The 19,624-nt window shown below is 53.4% G+C and carries 17 protein-coding genes and 1 pseudogene; 3 read left to right on the forward strand and 15 right to left on the reverse strand.

Annotated elements, in window-relative coordinates:
- Window positions 1–31 precede the first annotated feature (31 nt).
- Window positions 32–493, reverse strand: coding sequence for a GNAT family N-acetyltransferase (locus H9644_RS10420; protein WP_191774470.1), 462 nt, complete (start codon window positions 491–493; stop codon window positions 32–34).
- Between the two features lie 64 nt (window positions 494–557).
- Here H9644_RS10420 and rbn point away from each other — a divergent pair, with 64 nt between their 5' ends.
- On the forward strand, window positions 558–1,475 hold the full coding sequence (gene rbn, locus H9644_RS10425; protein ID WP_191774472.1) for a ribonuclease BN: 918 nt from the start codon (window positions 558–560) through the stop codon (window positions 1,473–1,475).
- A gap of 121 nt (window positions 1,476–1,596) precedes the next feature.
- Here rbn and H9644_RS10430 read toward each other — a convergent pair whose 3' ends face one another.
- On the reverse strand, window positions 1,597–3,348 hold the full coding sequence (locus H9644_RS10430; RefSeq protein ID WP_191774474.1) for a vWA domain-containing protein: 1,752 nt from the start codon (window positions 3,346–3,348) through the stop codon (window positions 1,597–1,599).
- Between the two features lie 274 nt (window positions 3,349–3,622).
- On the opposite strand from H9644_RS10430, the pseudogene H9644_RS21940 reads away from it, so the two are divergent.
- A pseudogene (locus H9644_RS21940) lies at window positions 3,623–3,718 on the forward strand (aminopeptidase); the annotation flags it as partial.
- 101 nt (window positions 3,719–3,819) lie between these two features.
- A complete protein-coding gene (locus H9644_RS10435) occupies window positions 3,820–4,323 on the forward strand; it encodes a YfbM family protein (protein ID WP_064526631.1) in 504 nt (167 codons plus the stop codon).
- Window positions 4,324–4,391: 68 nt separating this feature from the next.
- On the opposite strand, the gene nuoN is transcribed toward H9644_RS10435, so the two are convergent.
- From nuoN to nuoA, 13 genes are all read right to left on the reverse strand, one after another.
- Window positions 4,392–5,849, reverse strand: a complete 1,458-nt coding sequence (gene nuoN / locus H9644_RS10440) for an NADH-quinone oxidoreductase subunit NuoN (RefSeq protein WP_064526628.1) — start codon at window positions 5,847–5,849, stop codon at window positions 4,392–4,394.
- A 7-nt stretch (window positions 5,850–5,856) separates the two neighbouring features.
- Complete coding sequence (gene nuoM / locus H9644_RS10445; RefSeq protein ID WP_064526626.1) at window positions 5,857–7,386, reverse strand: NADH-quinone oxidoreductase subunit M; 1,530 nt, start codon at window positions 7,384–7,386, stop codon at window positions 5,857–5,859.
- Window positions 7,387–7,616: 230 nt separating this feature from the next.
- Window positions 7,617–9,458, reverse strand: coding sequence for an NADH-quinone oxidoreductase subunit L (gene nuoL / locus H9644_RS10450; RefSeq protein ID WP_191774475.1), 1,842 nt, complete (start codon window positions 9,456–9,458; stop codon window positions 7,617–7,619).
- Window positions 9,455–9,757: an NADH-quinone oxidoreductase subunit NuoK gene (gene nuoK, locus H9644_RS10455; protein ID WP_000612644.1), complete on the reverse strand. Its 303-nt coding sequence runs from the start codon at window positions 9,755–9,757 to the stop codon at window positions 9,455–9,457. Before nuoK ends, nuoL begins: the two co-directional genes overlap by 4 nt.
- Window positions 9,754–10,308, reverse strand: coding sequence for an NADH-quinone oxidoreductase subunit J (gene nuoJ, locus H9644_RS10460; protein ID WP_000393511.1), 555 nt, complete (start codon window positions 10,306–10,308; stop codon window positions 9,754–9,756). Before nuoJ ends, nuoK begins: the two co-directional genes overlap by 4 nt.
- A gap of 11 nt (window positions 10,309–10,319) precedes the next feature.
- The gene (nuoI, locus tag H9644_RS10465; protein ID WP_000172749.1) at window positions 10,320–10,862 is read right to left on the reverse strand and encodes an NADH-quinone oxidoreductase subunit NuoI; all 543 of its coding nucleotides are present in this window, start codon (window positions 10,860–10,862) and stop codon (window positions 10,320–10,322) included.
- 14 nt (window positions 10,863–10,876) lie between these two features.
- Window positions 10,877–11,854, reverse strand: coding sequence for an NADH-quinone oxidoreductase subunit NuoH (gene nuoH, locus H9644_RS10470; RefSeq protein ID WP_191774477.1), 978 nt, complete (start codon window positions 11,852–11,854; stop codon window positions 10,877–10,879).
- The gene (gene nuoG / locus H9644_RS10475) at window positions 11,851–14,577 is read right to left on the reverse strand and encodes an NADH-quinone oxidoreductase subunit NuoG (RefSeq protein ID WP_191774479.1); all 2,727 of its coding nucleotides are present in this window, start codon (window positions 14,575–14,577) and stop codon (window positions 11,851–11,853) included. Before nuoG ends, nuoH begins: the two co-directional genes overlap by 4 nt.
- 52 nt (window positions 14,578–14,629) lie before the next feature.
- Window positions 14,630–15,967, reverse strand: coding sequence for an NADH-quinone oxidoreductase subunit NuoF (gene nuoF / locus H9644_RS10480; RefSeq protein ID WP_191774481.1), 1,338 nt, complete (start codon window positions 15,965–15,967; stop codon window positions 14,630–14,632).
- Window positions 15,964–16,464 carry an NADH-quinone oxidoreductase subunit NuoE gene (gene nuoE / locus H9644_RS10485; RefSeq protein WP_000545042.1) on the reverse strand — a complete coding sequence of 167 codons (501 nt, stop codon included), beginning with the start codon at window positions 16,462–16,464 and terminating at the stop codon, window positions 15,964–15,966. The genes nuoF and nuoE overlap by 4 nt, the downstream gene beginning before the upstream one ends.
- Window positions 16,465–16,466: 2 nt before the next feature.
- Window positions 16,467–18,269 carry an NADH-quinone oxidoreductase subunit C/D gene (gene nuoC / locus H9644_RS10490; RefSeq protein WP_191774483.1) on the reverse strand — a complete coding sequence of 601 codons (1,803 nt, stop codon included), beginning with the start codon at window positions 18,267–18,269 and terminating at the stop codon, window positions 16,467–16,469.
- An 89-nt stretch (window positions 18,270–18,358) separates the two neighbouring features.
- The gene (nuoB, locus tag H9644_RS10495; protein WP_000386733.1) at window positions 18,359–19,021 is read right to left on the reverse strand and encodes an NADH-quinone oxidoreductase subunit NuoB; all 663 of its coding nucleotides are present in this window, start codon (window positions 19,019–19,021) and stop codon (window positions 18,359–18,361) included.
- Between the two features lie 15 nt (window positions 19,022–19,036).
- Entirely contained in the window at window positions 19,037–19,480 is a 444-nt protein-coding gene (gene nuoA / locus H9644_RS10500; protein ID WP_000062997.1) for an NADH-quinone oxidoreductase subunit NuoA, read from the reverse strand.
- Window positions 19,481–19,624 lie beyond the last annotated feature (144 nt).

Raw genomic sequence — 19,624 nt, forward strand, 5'->3', positions numbered from 1 at the left:
CCTGCCACTAACTATAGACAACGGTTATCGATTACGCCTGAATGACTTCGCGCGCCATCCCAATGTGGGGAATACCATCTTCCTCGTAAATATCCGTTACGGGGATAAAGCCAAAACTGCGGTAAAAGTTTTGCAAATGTGCCTGCGCACCAAGGTAAACAGGCTTATCAGGCCAGTGACTCGCGCATGAATCGAGCGTTTGACGCATCAGTTGTTGCCCCACTTTTTCGCCCCGCAAAGCTTCGCTGACAATCACCCGACCAATCACCACCGGTTCGAGATCATCATCGCTTTTCAGAATCCTCGCATACGCTACCAGTTTCCCGTTTTGCCAGCCGAGAATGTGACGATTTTCACCTACCAGATCGTCACCATCGACATCCTGATAAGGACAGTTTTGTTCGACGACGAATACCGCACAACGCAGTTGTAATAGGGCATAAAGCTGAGAAACCGATAATTCAGAGTGATGAAGATCCTGCCAGTCGATCATGATGCGCTCCTTTTGGTTGTATGCCTTATACTAGCCGGATTATTTTTAGAAATGTGATGGTCTTATGGAATTAATTTTCTTAGGTACTTCGGCGGGAGTTCCGACCCGGGCGCGTAATGTCACGGCGATATTGCTCAATCTGCAACATCCGACCCAGGCCGGACTTTGGTTATTTGACTGTGGTGAAGGTACACAACACCAGATGCTGCACACGGCATTTAACCCTGGAAAACTGGACAGGATTTTTATTAGCCATCTTCATGGCGATCATCTTTTCGGCCTGCCTGGTTTGCTGTGCAGTCGTTCCATGTCAGGCATTGTGCAACCCTTAACAATTTATGGTCCGAAAGGTATCCGTGAATTCGTTGAAACAGCATTACGCATTAGTGGCTCGTGGACCGATTATCCGCTGGAGATTGTTGAAATTAGCGCAGGCGAAATTCTTGATGATGGCTTGCGTAAAGTGACAGCTTATCCGATGGAACATCCACTGGAATGTTACGGCTATCGCGTAGAAGAACATGATAAGCCAGGTGCGCTGAATGCCCAGGCATTAAAGGCCGCAGGCGTACCGCCTGGCCCATTGTTTCAGGATTTGAAAGCCGGAAAAACTGTCACGTTGGAAGACGGTCGGCAGATTAACGGCGCTGATTACTTAGCCGCGCCTACACCAGGAAAAGCGATCGCCATTTTCGGCGATACTGGCCCTTGCGATGCCGCGCTGGAGCTGGCTAAAGGTGTCGACATAATGATTCACGAAGCTACTCTGGATATGGAAATGGAAGCCAAAGCCAACAGCCGCGGCCACAGCTCCACACGCCAGGCGGCAGCTCTGGCCCGTGAAGCTGGTGTCGGTAAGCTAATTATTACCCATGTTAGTTCGCGCTATGATGACAAAGGCTGTCAGCACTTGTTACACGAATGCCGGTCGATTTTCCCGGCAACTGAACTGGCGAGCGATTTCGCGGTTTTTAGCATTTAAGTCGAAAGCGGTGGTTAGTTGGCAGATTAATTTAATGATGCCAACGCAGTTATTTGACATATTTTTCATCTGTTTGCCGAATACGCTTGATGTCGATATCCGGCAAACAGATTTATCATTTTTAGTTTTGTGAATTGTCCAGACCTTCCACCAGCCCAATCAGGCGAATAAATTCCGCTCTGTAACCTTGTGGATCCTGCCCTTTCGCTTGCAGCGCCCACTGCTCGATCTGCTGCCAGGATGTATTATTCAGGTATTCAGAGTCGCGCAATTTTTGCCCAAATGCAGCTACTGCTGCGCGAAAACGCATATCTTCTGACGGTGCGTTTATTGTGGGTGCCAACGGGAATTCAACTAACTGACTTTCATTTCCCTGCGGGTATTTCCAACGAATCTTTAACCAGGCCAGTTCTTTCGCTTTGTCCGATTCTGCTGATTTCTGATCCGAGGCATAGCGTAATTTATCAATTGACGCCTTTTGTCCGTTAAGCGTTAATTCAAATAACAACGTTATATGTTTACCTGCGCCAATATCGCCCGCATCAACGGTGTCGTTATTAAAATCCTCCGCCCGTAACTGACGTTTTTCATAACCAATCTGACGGTATTCCGTCACCCACGCGGGGTTAAACTCAATTTGCGCTTTGACATCTTTTGCCACGGTAACCAATGTCTGATGCATTTCGCTGTTCAATACCTTCTGCGCTTCTGAGAGGGTATCAATGTAGCTGTAGTTGCCGTTACCAACATCGGCAATTCTCACCATCATTGCCTCGTTGTAATTGTCATCCCCCACGCCAAGCGTCGATAGCGTAACGCCGGACTCCCGCTGTTTTTTGACCATTGATTCAATCGATTTTGGATCGTCAATGCCAACGTTAAAGTCACCGTCAGTGGCCAATAAAATGCGATTGATGCCACCTTTAATAAACCCCTTCGCTGCCTGCTGATAAGCCATCTCCAGCCCGGCTCCGCCATTGGTACTGCCTTCTGCATCCAGCGAATCAATTGCGGCATTAATTTCCGCCTTGTGATTCCCGGAGGTTGAAGGCAACGCAATACGGGAGTCACCAGCATAGGTCACAATAGAAATGTTGTCCTGATCACGGAGTTTTTTGACCAGCAATTTCAAAGAGGACTGAATTAGAGGCAAGCGTTCATCAGAATACATTGACCCGGACGTGTCGATAAGAAAGACCAGATTAGAAGCAGGCAACGCTTCACTTTTGAGGTCTTTCGCCAGAATATCCACTTTCAGTAAGGTTCGCTGTTCATTCCACGGGGCAGGTGCCAGTTCGTAGCGCATAGCGAAAGGTATTGGCTTAGAAGCCGGAATAGATTTTTTGTCAGTAATCTCCCAGTCAAACGGAAAGTAATTCACCATCTCCTCCACCCGCACAGCGTCTGGCGGAGGCAACTGCCCCTGATTGAGAAAACGGCGTACATTTGCATAACTGCCGGTGTCAACATCAAGGCTAAACGTCGCCAAAGGGTTTTGCGCTACCTGCTCAACCGGATTGTCATCGAACTGCTGGTAACGAGCGGTTCCTGGATTTGAGATACGTGTAGCTTTTTCTTTAGCCGCTCTTTCATATGTTGGCGCTGCCTGCAATCGCCCCTGTAAAGCTTGTTTGTCTGAAGATTGTTGCGCTTCATGCTGGGCTAAGGCTTTTGCTTTCGCGTCTGCAGCGGCTTTAGCGACGGCGGCTCTTTGCTCGGCCACTTTACTTGCTTCTTGTTGCGCGGCAAGCACTTGCTGGTTTGTTGATGTAGTAGATTGTTGTTGCTGGCTTTCCTTATCCTCAGATTCCGGTCCACATCCTGACAAAATCAAGCTACCAATAAGCAACATGATTATATTTTTAATTCTCATATAAAATCCTTTTTAAATAAACTCGGTTACCAGACATAAAATAGACTCTTTGTATAGCCCTGCCAATCTTAATAAGATAGAGTATCGAAACCCATAACAAATAATAATTCAACAACGAAACCTATTAATAATTTGCATATGAAAAAAATAACTTTTTCCTTTTTTATATTGTTCCTGTTTTCACTTCCTCTGATTGTTTTTTATCAACCCCGGGTCAATGTATTACCGCCAACGCCCCGACACGCAAGTCCTGAGCAATTATAAAAATAAATAATATCAATTACCTGACGATACCGCAGACAGACTCAATTATCAGAAAATGGCTCAGGTCGTGGATGGCGTTATTACCTTGTTGCAAAACAGTAAATAATAAAAATTTCTCGAGGAGGATCCAGAAAAAACAGCATGATTATTTTATTTTTCCGCATCTGTTTTAAGATGCGCAAAATGAAATCTGACGGGAGAAATAAGATGGGAATGATTTGTTATTTTGCGGAAATTAATTCAGAAAAGGTTAACCAACTGCTTGAATCTACAGAAAAGCCTTTGATGGACAATATTCACGACACGCTTTCAGGTTTACGACGTCTGGATATTGATAAACGCTGGGATTTTTTACATTTTGGCCTGACGGGTACATCTGCATTTGACCCTGCGAAGAATGACCCACTAAGTCGCGCAGTGCTTGGTGAACACAGTCTCGAAGATGGCATAGATGGTTTCCTGGGATTAACCTGGAATCAGGAGTTAGCCGCGACAATCGACCGCCTGGAAGCACTCGACCGAAATGTGCTGCGTAAACAGTTTTCCATTAAGCGACTCAATGAAATGGAGATTTATCCGGGAGTGACCTTTTCAGAAGAGTTAGAAGGGCAACTCTTTGCGTCCATCATGCTTGATATGGAAAAGCTGATCAGCGCGTATCGGCGTATGCTGCGGCAAGGGAATCATGCGCTGACGGTTATTGTTGGGTGATGGTATCAGAGCACCATAAAAAAACCGCCGAACATGTCGGCGGCCTTCTCAGCTTACGAATTGATGACTTACATCATCGGCATTGCCAAACGCACAATGCTAATCAGCGGTTGTGGCCATACACCCAGCACCAGTACCAGCAGTGCGGAAATGAGCACCACGATACCGCCCGCGCTGTACTGCCAGTTAGACGGTGCATCGCGGCCAGGTTTTTCCGGTGCATGCAGGTACAGACTCACCGCCACGCGCAGGTAGTAGTAGAGGCCGATTGCCGAACCGACAACCACCGCACCCACCAACCACCACAGGTGTGCCTGAACACCGACCGCCAGCACGTAGAACTTACCGATAAAGCCCAGCGTCATCGGGATACCGGCCAGCGACAGCATCATCACCGTCATCACTGCCGCGAGGATCGGACGATGCCAGAACAGACCGCGGTAAGAGAACAGGGAATCAGCATCCGGGCCACGATAAGGGCTGGACATCAGGCTGACCACACCGAACGCGCCGAGGCTGCTGAACAGATAACCGGCCAGGTAAACCCCTACTGCTTCCATCGACATCTCGCCAGTTTGCAGCGCAATCAGCGCCACCAGCAGATAGCCGAGGTGAGAGATAGATGAGTAACCGAGCAGACGTTTGATGTTGGTCTGGCTCAGGGCCATCAGGTTACCGAAGATGATAGAGGCAAAGGCGATAATCGCCAGCACCACGCGAATCGCTTCGCTGTCCCCCACCGGTGCGTAGAGGAACAGACGCATCACCACGCCGAAGATAGCGATTTTGCTCGCCGTCGCCAGGAAAGTGGAAACCGGCGCAGGCGCGCCCTGGTATACGTCTGGCGTCCACAGGTGGAACGGCACCAGAGAGAGTTTGAAGCCGAGGCCAACAATCATCAGGCCGAAACCTGCCAGCAACAGCGGCTCGTTGAGCATACCGTCGCCGAGATTTTTACCCAGCGCGACAAACGACAGGTCGCCAGACTGCGCGTACACCAGCGCCATACCGAACAGCAGGAAAGAAGACGCTGCGGCAGAGAGAATGGTGTATTTGATACTGGCTTCCAGCGAACGTTTCTGGCGGAAAGCGTAACCGACCAGGCCAAACAGCGGCAGAGAGATCAGTTCGATACCGAGGAACAGAGACGCCAGATGGTTTGCATTCGCCAGCAGGATCCCACCGAGTGCGGCAATTAACACCAACAGGTAGAACTCGTCCTTGTTGTCGTTATAGCCTTCAAGCCACGGGTAGGCAAAAGTACAGGTGGCGAGGCTCGCCAACAGTACCAGCCCGGTGTAAAGCATGGCGAAACCATCAACGCGCATCAGCGGCGTAACGTCCATAGCGCCCGCCTGGCCGACAAACCAGAGCGAAACCAGCGCCGCGTTAAGCCCAATAACCGAGAGCGTAGCGTTGAGGAAATGATTGCGTCGCCACGCAATGGAGAGCATCACAACCACCACCGTCAAGCCGACGATCAGCAACGGTAGCAGTGCGATCAGGTTTTGTGGAGTTAAAGTCATGAGCGATTTACGGCCTTGTAGTAGTAACGGAATTAACAAACCACTGCTGGATATTGCCAATCGCGGAGTGCGAGGTATCCAGAATCGGCTGCGGATAGAAGCCCAGCAGTACCAGCAGCACCACCAGCAACAGGATCATAAACAGCTCACGCAGCGACATCCCTGGCAGTTCCTGGCTGGCAATCTGGCTTTTCGCTTTACCGAAGTAAGCGCGATGAAGCATCGCCAGCGAATAAACAGATGCAAAGACCAGCCCAAAGGTAGAGATAACGGTAATCACCGGGACAACCTGGAAGCTGCCGAACAGAATCATAAATTCGCCGACGAAGTTACCGGTACCTGGCATCCCAAGCGTTGCCACTGCAAAGAACAGGGACAGTGCTGGCAGCCACTTCATCTTGCTCCACAGACCGCCCATCATGCGCATGTCGCGAGTGTGGATACGTTCATAGAGCTGACCGCAGAGAATAAACAGACCCGCCGCCGACAAACCGTGCGCAATCATCTGAATAACCGCGCCCTGGTAGGCCAACTGGCTGCCGGTGTAGATAGCAATCAGCACGAAGCCCATGTGGGAAACCGAGGTGTAGGCGATCAGACGTTTGATATCAGTCTGGGCAAAGGCCATCCACGCACCGTAGAAGATGCCGATAACACCCAGCCACATAGCGATTGGCGCGAATTCTGCCGACGCGTTCGGGAACAGCGGCAGCGAGAAGCGCAGCAGACCGTAAGCAGCGGTTTTCAGCAAGATCCCCGCAAGGTCAACGGAACCGGCTGTCGGTGCCTGAGAGTGCGCATCTGGCAGCCAGCCGTGCAGCGGAACCACAGGCATTTTGACCGCGAAGGCGATGAAGAAGCCCAGCATCAACAGGTATTCCACGCCGTTAGACATTGGCGTATTCAGCAGTTCTTCATAGTTGAAGGTCCAGATACCGGTCGCATTGTAATGAACGAAGACCAGCGCCAGGATGGCGATCAACATCACCAGACCACTCGCCTGGGTATAGATGAAGAACTTGGTTGCCGCCGTGATACGCGTTTTACCATCAGAGGCTTTATGCCCCCACAGCGCGATCAGGAAGTACATCGGCACCAGCATCATTTCCCAGAAGAAGAAGAACAGGAACATGTCGATGGCAAGGAACACGCCGATAACGCCGCCCAGGATCCACATCAGGTTGAGGTGGAAGAAACCCTGATATTTTTCGATCTCATTCCACGAGCAGAGTACCGCCAGCACGCCGAGCAGACCGGTCAGCACGACCATCAGCAGCGACAGACCATCAATGGCGAGATGGATAGAGATTCCAAAACGCGGGATCCACGGCATGTCGAATTCAGACTGCCACTGCGGAATTCCGGCGGATTGCGTCAGTGAATAACCGCCCTGCAACCACAGTTGCAGCGACAGCGCCAGCGTCAATCCCATGGTGATTAGCGCTACCCAGCGCGGCACCTTGACGCCAAAGCGTTCGGTCTGCCAGCACAGGAAGCCGCCAATAAAGGGGATTAGTATTAACCAGGGTAATAACATAGCTAAGTATGTCCCTTATATTTACTCCTGCTCAGGCTATCTCACTCGCCAGCCCGAATCCCGGCAGTGCTCGCAATCCTCACGTACTTAAGTACGCTCCGGTTGCTGTGCGCTGGCGGTATCCGGTCTGACTTCGCCGATGACGCCTGTACTTCAGGAACAGTTACCTAAAATTTATTCTTAGTTCACAGACCCGGCGCAACGCCGGGTATATTCACTCAGCCAACAACTCAACGCAGTACCATCAACAATGCCAGCACCACGACCGCACCGATGCTCATGGATGCAACATACCAGCGCAGGTAGCCGTTCTCACTGAACAGCAGACCTTTACCCGCAAAGCGCGAGAGGATCGCCGGGATGTTCATCATTGCGTTCAGCGGATCGCGTTTCAGCAACCAGGCGATACCCAGGAACGGCTTGACGAATACTTTGTCGTACAGCCAGTCAAAGCCCCAGGCGTTGTACCACCAGGTACTCAGCAGACGGCCCGGCGCACTGTTGGCGATGGAAGTCACCAGCGTACGTTTACCCAGCCACAGCCAGGCTGCCAGCAGAATGCCGACCACCGCGACCACGCCAGAGGTAATTTCCAGGGTCAACATGCTGCCGTGCGCCAGTTCCGTAGTTTGCGGAAGCACGCCCTGCAGCGGCGGTACAATCAGTGCGCCAACGAAGGTGGAAAGGATCAGCAGCACAATCAGCGGCAGGCTGTGAGTTACCCCTTTCACGGCGTGAGCGTGAATTTGTTCTTTTCCGTGGAAGACGATGAAAATCATACGGAAGGTATAGAGCGAGGTCATAAACGCACCGACCAGACCTGCCACCATCAGATTGATATGGCCATTCGCCATCGCCCCCGCGAGGATCTCATCCTTACTGAAGAAACCCGCAGTGATCAGCGGCAGTGCCGACAGTGCCGCGCCGCCTACCAGGAAGCAGAGATAAACCAGCGGAATAGATTTACGCAGACCGCCCATCTTGAAGATGTTCTGTTCGTGATGGCAGGCCAGAATGACAGAACCGGATGCCAGGAACAGCAGCGCTTTAAAGAACGCGTGGGTCATCAAGTGGAAAATCGCCGCATCCCATGCCTGCACGCCAAGCGCGAGGAACATGTAGCCAATCTGGCTCATGGTGGAATAAGCGAGAACACGTTTAATGTCGGTTTGTACCAGCGCGGCAAAACCGGCCAGCAGCAACGTAACTGCCCCGACAATACCCACCAGATGCAGAACTTCCGGCGTCATCAGGAACAGGCCGTGGGTACGGGCGATCAGGTAGACACCCGCGGTTACCATGGTTGCGGCGTGGATCAACGCAGAGACAGGCGTCGGGCCAGCCATCGCGTCGGCAAGCCATGTCTGCAATGGCAACTGCGCAGATTTACCGACCGCGCCGCCCAGCAGCATCAGCGTCGCCCACATCAGCATGTTATTGCCGTCAGCAAAGTGCGCTGGTGCCAGTTCGACCATTTCGCGGAAGTTCAGCGTACCCAGCTCGTTGTAGAGAATGAACAGCGCGAATGCGAGGAACACGTCCCCCACACGAGTCACGACGAACGCTTTCATTGCCGCAGCGCCATTCTTCGGATCGGTGTAATAGAAACCAATCAACAGATAGGAGCACAGGCCCACGCCTTCCCAGCCGAGGTACATCAGCAGCAGGTTGTCGGCGAGCACCAGAATCACCATGCTGGCGATGAACAGGTTGGTGTAGGCGAAAAAGCGGGAATACCCCTCTTCACCACGCATATACCAGGAGGCGTACATGTGGATCAGGAAACCCACACCAGTGACTACCGAGAGCATGGTCAGCGACAGGCCATCCAGCACCAGGTTGAAACCGATGTTAAAGTCGCCTACCGACATCCACGTCCATAGCGGCTGGCTGTATGCCTGCTCGCCGTTAGCGAAGAAGTCGACGCCGATAAAGGCGGTCACCAGCGCCGCCAGGCCCACAGAGCCTACGCCCACAATCGCTGAGACGTTTTCAGACCAGCGGCCACGGGAGAACGCCAGCAGGACGAAGCCAATCAATGGCAAAATAATGGTTAAGGCAAGCATGTTCATCCGCGCATCTCACTTACTGAATCGATGTTCAGGTTCTGGCGACGACGGTGAAGTTGCAGCAGCAGCGCAAGGCCGATACTCGCTTCCGCCGCCGCGAGGCTGATGGCGAGAATGTACATCACCTGACCGTCTGTCTGGCCCCAGTAGCTTCCGGCGACCACAAAGGCCAGCGCGGAGGCGTTAATCATGATTTCCAGACCAATCAGCATAAATAGCAGATTACGACGGATAACCAGACCGGTTAAGCCAAGAACGAATAAGATTGCCGCGAGGATCAGTCCATGTTGTAAGGGGATCATGCGTGCTCCTCCGTTTTTCTTTTCGCGCTGTCGTCTTTACGGTTACTTAGCACTTCACCCGCACGCTCTTCACGACCGACGTGGAAGGCCACAACCAGACCAGCCAGCAGCAGCATAGAAGCCAGTTCAACCGCCAGTACGTAAGGCCCGAACAGCGTAATACCTACGGCTTTAGCACTGATTGGCGTACCGTCGATACCCTGATCGTTAACACCGAGAATGGCGTAAACAATCACCACCAGCATGATGGCCGACAAAATTGCCGGACCAATCCACACCTGCGGTTTCAGCCACTGGCGTTCCTGTTCGATTTCCGAACCGCCCAGGTTGAGCATCATCACCACAAACACGAACAGCACCATAATGGCACCCGCGTAGACGATAATTTCCAGCGCACCGGCAAAGTAAGCGCCCAGTGAGAAGAACACCCCGGAAATCGCCAGCAGCGAAATAATCAGGTACAGCAGTGCGTGTACCGGATTGGTATGGGTGATCACTCGCAAGGTCGCAAGTATGGCTATCAGGCCACAGATATAAAAAGCGAACTCCATTGCCCCTCTCCTTACGGTAACAGGCTCTTGACGTCGATAGGCTTGGCTTCGTTCTCTGCTTCGCCCTTATCTTTGCCGTCGATTGCCATACCTGCCATCCGGTAGAAGTTATATTCCGGGTATTTGCCCGGACCGGAGATCAGCAGATCCTCTTTCTCGTAAACCAGATCCTGGCGCTTGTATTCCCCCATCTCGAAATCCGGGGTTAACTGAATCGCCGTGGTCGGACAGGCTTCTTCGCACAGACCACAGAAAATGCAGCGTGAGAAGTTGATGCGGAAAAATTCCGGATACCAGCGACCGTCTTTGGTTTCTGCTTTTTGCAGTGAGATACAGCCGACCGGGCAGGCTACCGCGCAGAGGTTACAGGCTACGCAACGCTCTTCGCCATCCGGGTCGCGGGTCAGAACGATACGACCACGATAACGGGGCGGCAGATAGACCGGCTCTTCCGGGTACATTCGCGTTTCGCGTTTGGCGAACGCGTGCAGGCCGATCATCCAGATACTACGAACCTGGGTGCCGAAACCTACTAACAATTCTTTTAAGGTCATGGTCTTATTGCCCCTTATTGCGCCTGCCAGAGAATGACAGCCGCCGTTACCAGCAAGTTGATCAGCGTCAGCGGCAGACAGATTTTCCAGCCGAAGGACATTACCTGGTCATAACGCGGACGCGGTAACGACGCACGAATCAAAATGAACATCATCATAAAGAACGCGGTTTTCAGCGCGAACCAGATGAATGGCGGTAACAACGGGCCTTGCCAGCCACCGAAGAACAGCGTCACCATCAGTGCAGAGATGGTCACAATCCCGATGTATTCGCCCACGAAGAACAGACCGAACTTCATGCCGGAATATTCAATGTGGTAACCATCCGCCAGTTCCTGCTCGGCTTCCGGCTGGTCAAACGGATGACGGTGACACACCGCCACGCCCGCGATGGCAAAGGTAATAAAACCAAAGAATTGCGGGATGACGTTCCACACATGCGCCTGGCTGTTGACGATGTCGGTCATGTTGAATGAACCGGCCTGCGCCACCACGCCCATCAGGGAAAGCCCGAGGAACACTTCGTAGCTCAGGGTCTGCGCGGAAGCACGCATCGCACCCAGCAGCGAGTATTTGTTGTTACTTGACCAGCCCGCAAACAGCACCGCATAAACCGCCAGACCTGCCATCATCAGGAAGAACAAAATCCCGATGTTCAGGTCGGCAACCACCCACCCCGGGCTGACTGGCACAATCGCAAAAGCCAGCAGCAGCGAGGTAAAGGCGATCATCGGCGCCAGGGTAAAGATGACGCGATCCGAGAATTTCGGGATCCAGTCTTCTTTAAAGAACATTTTGATCATGTCCGCGACCAGCTGGAACGAACCGCCCCAGCCAACACGGTTAGGTCCGTAACGGTTCTGGAACAGACCCAGCAGGCGACGTTCGCCAAAGCTCATGAATGCCCCGCAGGTGACAACCACCAGCAGGATCACCACCGCTTTGAGGATGGTCAGCAGGATCTCAATCAGTTCCGGTGATAACCAACTCATTGTTGTGCCTCCTTGAGATCCTCAAGATGCGCGCCAGCCAGCACCGGAGCAATGCCGGACATACCCATCGGCAAGCCCACCTGCCCTGCCGTCAGCCCTTCGGCGATTTCAACCGGCAGCGTGACCGTGTTGCCATCGTAACTAAAGGAGACGCGTGTACCCGCATTCACGCCCAACTTCGCGGCATCTGCCGGGTTAAGTTTGATGTACGGTTGCGGCATACGGCTCTGGAAGACCGGAGCACGTTGTGACAATTCATCGCTGCCAAACAGGTGGTAGTACGGCGCGATACGCCATTTCCCTTCCTGCGGCTGGAAGCGTGCCGGTACGCTGGTGAAGTAATCCAGACCGTTTTCGCTGGTTTCAAACAGACGCACGCCTGGATCGCCAAAGCGCAGTTTTCCGCCCACTTCGTCCTGGAATTTGTTCCACGCCTGCGGGGAGTTCCAGCCCGGTGCCCAGGCAAACGGCACTTGTGAACGGTGCGCGGTCGGCTGGTTGTTACCTTCCATCGAGAAGGTGAACATGGTGTCAATATCCTGCGGCTGACGTGGCTCATGAACGCTGATGTTGGCGCGCATGGCGGTACGACCGCTGTAACGGTGCGGCTCACGGGCCAGTTTCTGCCCACGAATGCGGAATGTTGCGTCCGGCGCGGCATCTTTGATACCCGCCAGTTCCGGGATTTTCGCCACAACGGCGTCAATCACGTGGTCGAGCTGCGTCCAGTCAACTTCTCGACTCAGCAGCGTGCTGTGCAGCGAGTGCAGCCAGCGCCAGCTTTCCAGCATCACGGTTTTGCTGTCGTAATAGGACGGGTCGTAAACCTGGAAGAAACGTTGGGCGCGGCCTTCGTTATTAATTACCGTACCGTCGCTTTCAGCAAAGCTGGCGGCGGAAAGTACCAGATGGGCGTTTTCCATGATCGCCGTACGCTGATGATCAACTACCATCACCAGCGGCGCTTTTGCCAGCGCAGCATTCACGCGGGTAGCAGAAGCATGACGATGCAGATCGTTTTCCAGCACCACCACCGCGTCGGCGCGTCCGGTTTCCAGTTCGGTCAACGCTTCTTCAAGCGAACCGCCGCCCATAATGCCCAGCCCCATGCTGTTGACGGAACGGGCAATCATGGTGATACCTACGTCAGCACCGCGACCTTTCAGGGCTTTCGCCACGTTAGCCGCAGCCTGAATCACCTCTAAGCTACCAGCGTTTGTCCCGGAGATAATCAACGGTTTCTTCGCACCCGCCAGTGCCTGCACGATGACGTCGATTTTGCTTTGCAGCTCAGGCTCGATACCGTCAACCGCTGGCGCGGAGTTATCCAGCGCATGGGCGATGGCAAAACCTAAACGCGCCTGATCTTCAACCGGTGCGCGGTAAGTCCACGCCGCGATATCATCCAGACGGGTGTCATCAACGTTGGTGACAAACAGCGGATGCTTCGCACGTTGGCCAATGTTGAGGATTGCCGCAATCTGCCAGTCAGCCACTTTCTGTGCTGCCGCCATTTCGCGAGCTTTGCCTTTTACCGCCTGACGTACTGCCAGCGCGACGCGCGCGCCGGTCTGGGTAACATCTTCGCCCAGCACCAGTACTGCATCGTAAGATTCAATTTCGCGCAGTGCCGGAGTATAAATGCCGCCTTCACGCAGCACTTTCAACGCCAGTTGCAGACGTTCCTGCTCACCGTGAGCGATACCGGTATAGAAGTTTTCTTCGCCCACCAATTCACGCAGCGCAAAGTTGCTTTCCACGCTGGCGCGCGGAGAACCGATGCCGATGACTTTCTTCGACTGACGCAGAATATCTGCCGCGCCCTGCATTGCCTGTTCGGCGTTGAGGGTAATGAAATCATCGCCACGACGCTGTACCGGCTGACGCGGACGATCTTTCAGGTTGACGTAGCCGTAACCGAAACGACCACGGTCGCAGAGGAAGTAGTGGTTTACCGTACCGTTGTAACGGTTTTCGATACGACGCAGTTCGCCATAACGCTCGCCGGGGCTGATGTTACAGCCGATGGAACATTGCTGGCAGATGCTCGGTGCAAACTGCATATCCCATTTACGGTTGTAACGCTCGGAGTGCGTTTTGTCGGTAAATACGCCAGTCGGGCAAATTTCGACCAGGTTACCGGAAAATTCGCTTTCCAGAGTGCCGTCTTCCGGGCGACCGAAGTAGACGTTGTCGTGCGCGCCATAAACGCCCAGGTCCGTGCCGTCCGCGTAATCTTTGTAGTAACGCACACAGCGGTAGCAGGCGATGCAGCGGTTCATTTCGTGAGAGATGAACGGCCCCAAATCCTGATTGCGGTGGGTACGTTTGGTGAAACGGTAGCGACGGAAGGTATGCCCGGTCATCACGGTCATATCCTGAAGGTGGCAGTTACCGCCTTCTTCACACACCGGACAGTCGTGCGGGTGGTTGGTCATTAACCACTCGACTACGCTTTCACGGAACTGTTTCGCTTCTTCGTCGTCAATGGAAATAAAGGTGCCATCGGAAGCCGGTGTCATACAGGACATCACCAGGCGACCACGCGTGTCTTCCGCGTTTTGGTATTGCTTCACCGCACACTGGCGGCAAGCACCGACGCTTCCCAGCGCCGGATGCCAGCAAAAGTAAGGAATATCAAGGCCCAGAGACAGACAAGCTTCCAGCAGGTTGTCCGCTCCGTTGACCTCGTATTCTTTGCCGTCTACATGAATTGTAGCCATTAGCATGCTTCCAGTTTTCTCGGTCAGGGACCGAGCGTTAATCGAAATTCGGTTACCAGCGCTCTTTCAGCAGGTTCGGCTGAATCCCATTAATCAAATGGGTATTGCTGAACGGCTGTTTGATTCCCGCCTCAAATTCTTCACGGAAATATTTGATAGCGCTCTGTAACGGCTCCACTGCACCAGGTGCGTGGGCACAGAAAGTTTTACCCGGCCCTAAGAATCGACACAGTTGCTCAAGTGTTTCGATATCGCCCGGCTGACCTTCTCCACGCTCCAGCGCACGCAGAATTTTCACGCTCCACGGCAGGCCGTCGCGGCACGGCGTACACCAGCCGCAGGACTCACGGGCGAAAAACTCTTCCAGGTTACGCACCAGTGACACCATGTTGATCTCATGGTCAACCGCCATCGCCAGCGCCGTACCCAGACGGCTGCCCGCTTTACCGATGCTTTCGAACTCCATCGGCAGGTCAAGGTGCGCTTCGGTGAGGAAGTCAGTACCCGCGCCGCCTGGCTGCCAGGCTTTGAATTTCAGACCGTCACGCATACCACCGGCATAATCTTCGAGTATCTCGCGCGCGGTAGTACCGAACGGCAGTTCCCACAGGCCCGGATTTTTCACCCGACCGGAGAAGCCCATCAGCTTGGTGCCAGCATCTTTGCTTTTCGAGATGTTCTGATACCACTCCACGCCGTTAGCGAGGATCGCCGGAACGTTACACAGGGTTTCGACGTTGTTGACGCAGGTCGGTTTACCCCATGCGCCTGAGGTTGCCGGGAATGGCGGTTTCGAGCGTGGGTTAGCGCGACGTCCTTCCAGGGAGTTGATTAACGCTGTTTCTTCACCGCAGATGTAGCGCCCTGCCCCGGTATGGACAAACAGTTCGAAGTCAAAACCTGTTCCCATAATGTTTTTGCCAAGCAGACCTGCTTCGATCGCTTCGGCAATGGCACGGCGCAGATTCACTGCCGCTTCAATATATTCGCCACGCAGGAAGATGTAGCCGCGATACGCTTTCAGCGCAAACGCGGAGATGAGCATGCCTTCCACCAGCAGGTGCGGCAGTTGCTCCATCAGCAGACGGTCTTTATAGGTACCAGGCTCCATTTCATCGGCGTTACACAGCAGGTAACGGATGTTCATGGATTCGTCTTTCGGCATCAGGCTCCACTTCAGGCCAGTCGAGAAGCCCGCACCGCCGCGCCCTTTCAGACCAGAGTCTTTTACCTGATTAACGATTTCGTCCGGAGACAGCCCGGTCAGCGCCTTACGCGCCCCTTCGTAACCGTTTTTGCTGCGATATTCGTCCAGCCACACTGGCTGTTTGTCATCACGCAGACGCCAGGTCAGCGGATGCGTTTCGGGAGTACGGATAATGTTTTTCATTTATACCGCTCCAGCAGTTCAGGGATCGCTTCCGGGGTCAGATGCGCGTGAGTATCCTCATCGATCATCATGTTTGGCCCTTTATCACAATTCCCCAGGCAGCAGGTTGGCAGCAGCGTAAAGCGGCCATCAAATGTCGTTTGCCCTGGTTTGATGTTCAGCTTTTTCTCCAGCGCCGCCTGAATGCCCTGGTAACCATTGATGTGACAGACCACGCTGTCGCAATAACGGATCACATGGCGACCAACTGGCTGGCGGAAGATCTGGCTGTAGAACGTTGCCACGCCTTCGACATCGCTCGCCGGAATACCCAACACATCGGCGATCGCGTGGATCGCGCCGTCCGGTACCCAGCCACGCTGCTTCTGAACGATTTTCAGCGCTTCAATGGACGCCGCACGCGGGTCTTCGTAGTGGTGCATCTCGTGCTCAATCGCTTCACGCTCTGCCGCACTCAGCTCAAAAGCCTCGGTTTGTGGTTGTTGATTCTCGTGCATAATTAGCGGTCCACATCTGACATAACAAAATCGATACTGCCCAGATAAACAATCAGGTCAGACACCAGGCTGCCGCGGATCGCCGCCGGAATTTGCTGCAAATGCGCATAACTCGGCGTGCGAATACGGGTGCGATAACTCATGGTGCTGCCGTCGCTGGTCAGGTAGTAACTGTTGATCCCTTTGGTCGCCTCAATCATCTGGAAGGATTCATTGGCAGGCATCACTGGCCCCCACGACACTTGCAGGAAGTGGGTGATCAGGGTTTCGATATGTTGCAGCGTGCGCTCTTTCGGCGGCGGCGTGGTCAGCGGGTGATCCGCTTTGAACGGGCCTTCCGGCATGTTGTTGAGGCACTGCTCAAGAATGCGCAGACTCTGGCGCAGCTCTTCCACTTTCAGCATTACGCGGGTGTAGCAGTCAGAAACTCCACCGCCAACCGGAATTTCAAAGTCGAAGTTTTCATAGCCAGAATAAGGACGCGCCTTACGCACGTCGAAGTCGATCCCGGTGGCACGCAGGCCAGCACCAGTAGTCCCCCACTCCAGCGCCTCTTTCGCGCCGTAGGCGGCAACGCCTTTGGAACGGCCAATCAGGATGGTGTTACGCAGCGCGGCTTTCTCGTAAGAAGCCAGACGTTTCGGCATCCAGTCAAGGAACTCACGCAGCAGGCGATCCCAGCCACGCGGCAGGTCATGCGCTACGCCGCCGATACGGAACCATGCCGGGTGCATACGGAAACCAGTAATCGCTTCCACCAGATCGTAAATTTTCTGACGATCGGTAAAGGCGAAGAACACGGGCGTCATCGCGCCGACGTCCTGAATAAAGGTCGAGATATACAGCAGGTGGCTGTTGATGCGGAACAGTTCGGAAAGCATTACGCGAATCACGTTAACGCGATCCGGTACAGTGATCCCGGCCAGTTTCTCTACCGCCAGTACGTACGGCATTTCGTTAACGCAGCCGCCGAGGTATTCGATACGATCGGTATACGGAATGTAGCTGTGCCAGGACTGGCGTTCGCCCATTTTCTCCGCACCACGGTGGTGGTAACCAATGTCTGGTACGCAGTCGACAATCTCTTCGCCATCGAGCTGCAGTACGATACGGAAAGCCCCGTGCGCCGACGGGTGGTTCGGACCGAGGTTGAGGAACATAAAGTCCTCGTTTTCGGTGCCGCGCTTCATCCCCCACTCTTCCGGTTTGAAAGTCAGGGCTTCCATCTCCAGATCCTGTTTGGCTTTGGTCAGCTCAAACGGCGAGAATTCGGTAGCGCGCGCCGGGTAATCTTTACGCAGAGGGTGACCTTTCCAGGTTTGCGGCATCATGATGCGACGCAAATTAGGGTGGCCGTCGAAAGTAATGCCAAACAAATCCCAGGTTTCACGCTCATACCAGTTAGCGTTCGGGAACAGTTTGGTGAAAGTCGGTACGTGCAGGTCGTTTTCTGCCAGCGCCACCTTCAGCATGATGTCGCGGTTACGATCGATAGAAATCAGATGGTAGAAAACGGAAAAATCCGCGGCGGGTAGCCCTTCGCGGTGGGTGCGCAGACGTTCGTCCATGCCGTGTAAATCAAACAGCATGACGTAAGGTTTCGGCAGTTTCTTTAAGAAATCGGCTACTTCCAGTAATTGTTCACGCTTGATCCACACAACGGGTACCCCGGTGCGAGTCGCCTGAACAGTAAAGGCATCCGGCCCAAAACGGTTGCGCAGTTCGCCAATAACCGGATCATCCAGATGATCGCGGGTCTGCCAGGCGGGTTCTTGCGCGGTTAAGTCGGTCATATTGTTCACCATTGCATATGGTCCGTGGTGACTGTCGGCATGGCTTCGCGCAATAGATTTAAGAATAAGCGAAGAAAAATACCTTTGCCGACAGGCGCAAATTAAATCTCGTCAGGGGTGCGCAGGTTGGTAACAGCAATGCGTTCACCGCGCTTGCGTTCGCGCTCTGATTGCATATTGGCGCGATAAACGCCCTGATCGCCAACCACCCAGGAGAGCGGACGGCGTTCTTTGCCGATAGATTCCTGCAACAGCATCAGTGCCTGCATGTACGCTTCAGGGCGCGGCGGGCAGCCCGGGATATACACATCAACCGGGATGAATTTATCGACGCCCTGCACAACGGAATAAATATCGTACATACCGCCGGAGTTGGCACATGCACCCATTGAGATAACCCATTTGGGTTCCAGCATCTGGTCATACAGACGCTGAATAACCGGTGCCATTTTGGTAAAGCAGGTTCCTGCAACCACCATCAGGTCAGCCTGACGCGGCGAAGCACGCAATACTTCTGCGCCAAAACGCGCCACGTCATGCACCGCGGTAAACGAAGTCACCATCTCAACGTAACAGCAGGAAAGACCGAAGTTATACGGCCAAATTGAGTTTTTACGACCCCAGTTAACCATGTCATTGAGCTTGCCCATAAACACGTTTTTGTTAACTTCTTGCTCCAGAGGGTCGGTTACGATCTCCTGCTTTTGCAGGGGGTAACGGTCGTTCTCACCGTTGGGATCTATGCGGGTGAGCGTATAATCCATCTTAATGCCTCGCGGTTAGCGTTGACGATTAGCGATACTGTTCGTTTCCGGGTTCATACGCTCGCGGCGTGAACGCGCGGGCGTCCAGTCCAGCGCGCCAATACGCACCAGATAAACCAGACCTGCCAGTAACACAAAAATAAAAATTGCAGCTTCCACAAAGCCTACCCAGCCGCTTTCGCGGATAGAGGTTGACCATGCGAACAGATACAGCGCTTCAACGTCGAAGATAACGAAGAACATGGCCACCAGATAAAACTTGGCGGACAGGCGTAAGCGGGCGGAGCCGACCGAGTCGATACCTGATTCAAACGGCACGTTTTTCGACCGCGCGCGCGCGCGACCGCCTAAAAACCAACCGCCTACCAGCATCAGGCAACACAGGCCAATGGCAACGATAAGAAAGATAGCGAATGCCCAGTGATGAGCGATGACTTCAGTGGATGTTGACATACTCATTGCTTACTCATCAAAAGTAGCGCCTGATTCTCTGCTCTTCACGGCAGATGGACGCCACATCGATTCATGGGGAGGAATAAAAAAAACCTTACAACTACTGTAGTAACAATTTTATACAGTGAATTGATGTGGTCTTTTACCCCT

Origin of the sequence: Escherichia whittamii, assembly GCF_014836715.1 — a bacterium.
In the GTDB taxonomy this organism is placed as follows: domain Bacteria; phylum Pseudomonadota; class Gammaproteobacteria; order Enterobacterales; family Enterobacteriaceae; genus Escherichia; species Escherichia whittamii.